Annotated in this window: 2 protein-coding genes and 1 pseudogene; all 3 read left to right on the forward strand. The window is 63.6% G+C overall.

Annotated elements, in window-relative coordinates:
- The first annotated feature begins 234 nt into the window (after positions 1-234).
- Positions 235-1,779: an acyl-CoA synthetase gene (locus tag B3T59_RS11560; protein WP_287003473.1), complete on the forward strand. Its 1,545-nt coding sequence runs from the start codon at positions 235-237 to the stop codon at positions 1,777-1,779.
- Positions 1,780-2,212: 433 nt separating this feature from the next.
- Positions 2,213-2,563, forward strand: a complete 351-nt coding sequence (locus B3T59_RS11565; protein ID WP_287003460.1) for a hypothetical protein — start codon at positions 2,213-2,215, stop codon at positions 2,561-2,563.
- A 132-nt stretch (positions 2,564-2,695) separates the two neighbouring features.
- Positions 2,696-2,914, forward strand: a pseudogene (locus tag B3T59_RS11570) (hypothetical protein); the annotation flags it as partial.

Consider the following 2,914-nt stretch of genomic DNA (forward strand, 5'->3'; position numbering starts at 1 on the left):
CAGACCATCTGACACCCCCCGTGATGACGGCATTTCGTTCGGCTGCCCGGCGCTCCGTCGGACTCGACTGAGTCGGATCACCGCCGACGTCGGATTCCGACCCCGATAAGCAACCAAATCACACGACAGAAGCCCCATCACGGCCCCGCCGAACTATCGCTCGGTATACGATCTCGCATGAGATGCCGATCACACTCGGCATCGTTCGCATCCCGCGTCATCGAGGAGATCGTCGTGTTCCCAGGAACCATCGCCGCAACCACACCCGACAAAGCCGCCGTCGTCGACGCTGCGACCGGAACCGCACTCACATATCGCGAACTCGACGACAACTCCGCGCGCTTGGCGAACCACCTCGACGAACTCGGGCTACGTCCGGGCGACACCATCGCGATGGTGTCGCGCAACAACCTTCACATGTTCGAGGTGTACTGGGCAGCGATCCGCAGTGGCCTCTACGTCACCGCGATCAACCATCACCTGACCGCAGACGAAACCGCCTACATCCTCACCGACAGCGCGGCGAAGGTGCTCTTTGCCGATGCCACTGTGGCAGAAGCGGTCTCGACGAGCGGCGCCATCGAAGCACTTGCCGAGCCAGGTCATCGCATCGCGTGGAGTGGCGTTATCAATGGCTTCGATGACTACGACGACGTGCTGGCAGCAGCACCGGACACACCGCGCACTGACGAACCCCGAGGGACCGACATGCTCTATTCGTCGGGAACCACGGGACGCCCCAAGGGGATTCGCACACCACTACCGGACGGGTTGGTCGCGGAGATCCCCGATGCGTACACCGCAGTCTTCGGCCCGCTGTACGGATTCGACGCCGAGAGTGTCTACCTATCCCCGGCGCCGTTGTATCACGCTGCGCCACTGCGCTTTTGCGGCGTCACCAATTCGGTCGGGGGCACGGTGGTGTTCATGGACCACTTCGAGCCGGACGAAGCGCTGAGACTCGTCGAGGAGTACCGCGCCACGCACAGCCAATGGGTGCCGACGATGTTCATCCGAATGCTCAAGCTGCCCACGGATATTCGCGACAAGTACGACGTGTCGAGCCTGAAGGTGGCGATCCACGCCGCAGCTCCCTGCCCCGCCGAGGTCAAGCGCGAAATGATCGAATGGTGGGGTCCGGTGATCCACGAATACTACGCATCGACCGAAGCCGCGGGCGCGACGTTCATCGGCCCCGAGGACGCGTTGACACATCCCGGTTCCGTCGGGCGAGCAGGTATGGGCGTGATCAGAATCTGCGACGACGCAGGCGACGAGGTGCCCGTCGGCGACGTCGGCCTCGTGTATTTCGAGCGCGAGACGCCTGCTTTCGAGTATCACAACGACCCGGGAAAGACAGCGTCGGCTTATCACCCGCAGCACCCGACCTGGGCGACGACAGGCGACATGGGCTACGTCGACGACGAGGGATTTCTGTATCTCACCGATCGCAAGGCGTTCATGATCATCTCCGGCGGCGTCAACATCTATCCGCAGGAGGCGGAGAACGTTCTCATCAACCACCCGGCCGTCTACGACGTCGCAGTGATCGGTGTACCCGATGAGGATCTCGGGGAGGTCGCCAAGGCGCTCGTGCAACTCGATCCGGCGTACGCGGCCTCACAGGCGCTTGCCGACGACCTGCTCGATTTCGCGGGCGAATCGCTTGCACGGTACAAGGTTCCACGCTCAGTCGATTTCGTTGCAGATCTCCCTCGCACACCCACGGGCAAGCTGGTGAAGGGTGAACTCACCAAGCGGTACGCGGCGTCGAGGTGAGCAGTACTCGCCGTCGACTACGTGAATGACACCGGATAACGCGTCGATAACGGTTCTTCACGCCTGCTAACAATCTCCCTCCCGATTCGGACTCATCAGACATCGGGGGTCACACAGTGATCCGAACCGGGTCGGGGAGATCGCGAGTCCGCTCATGCGTACCGTCACGTATTTCCGTTCATTCTCGAGTACGGTCGCCGTCGTCGCGGCGTGCCTGTCTCTCGGGGTGGGTGGTGCCCACGCCGACGTCGGCACGTCCGCGCCGTCGGTAGCCACCCCATCCACCACCGCACCGACGACAACGCCCCCGCCGCTGACGACACCGCCAACAACAACACCGCCGTCGACGACCCCGCCCTCGTCGTCAACTCAACCGAGCACACCCGCGAGCACCGAAACTTCAACGCCCGCAGACCCTGTCGCATATGGGTCCGTGACTATCAACGCCGTGCTCGACGGCGCGCACGACGGAGTCAACGGCGTGTTGGTGCGTCTGGTCGCGGTGAACCCCTACGTCACGACCCTGCCCGCGACCGTGCAGTCGGCGTCCGGGACGGTGAGCGTCCTTGTGCTGGAGGTACCCGAGGGACTGGCGCTTGTGGGGCCGTCGTCGTTCAACATTCCACTCGAGCGTGGTCGGGACACCTTCTACATGATTCACCTCAGTGCGAAGGGAACGTCAGCTCTGGGAACAACGAACCCCGGAACCACAGCTCCCGGGCGTGATCCGGGCGCACGCACTCCGCTGAGCTCGATTCCCTCGGGACCCGTCGACCGGCCGTAAACCACACGCTCTCAGGCCGTACGACACATGAATGATTTCCGCCCTCCGAGGGCTCCTCGCGATAACGAATCGATTGGCCTACCCGACTTCACGGGTGTCGGGGCCGTCCACCCCACCGAAAGGCTCACTCCCATGTCGAATCGATCACCCAAGCACCACAACAGGTTCCGCACTCCGCGGACAAGCACCGCAGCCCTCGCAGCGGGGATGCTGCTCAGCCTTGCCATGGCTCCCGCGGTCGGCTGGGCGGATACCCCGTCGACGTCGTCGACCACTCCGCCCGCCACAACCGTTGACCAGCCGACGACGCAGGCGCCCCCAACCACCACACCCGCCACCACCGATCCGTCA

This window comes from Gordonia sp. UBA7860 (assembly GCF_002500165.1).
GTDB lineage: Bacteria > Actinomycetota > Actinomycetes > Mycobacteriales > Mycobacteriaceae > Gordonia > Gordonia sputi.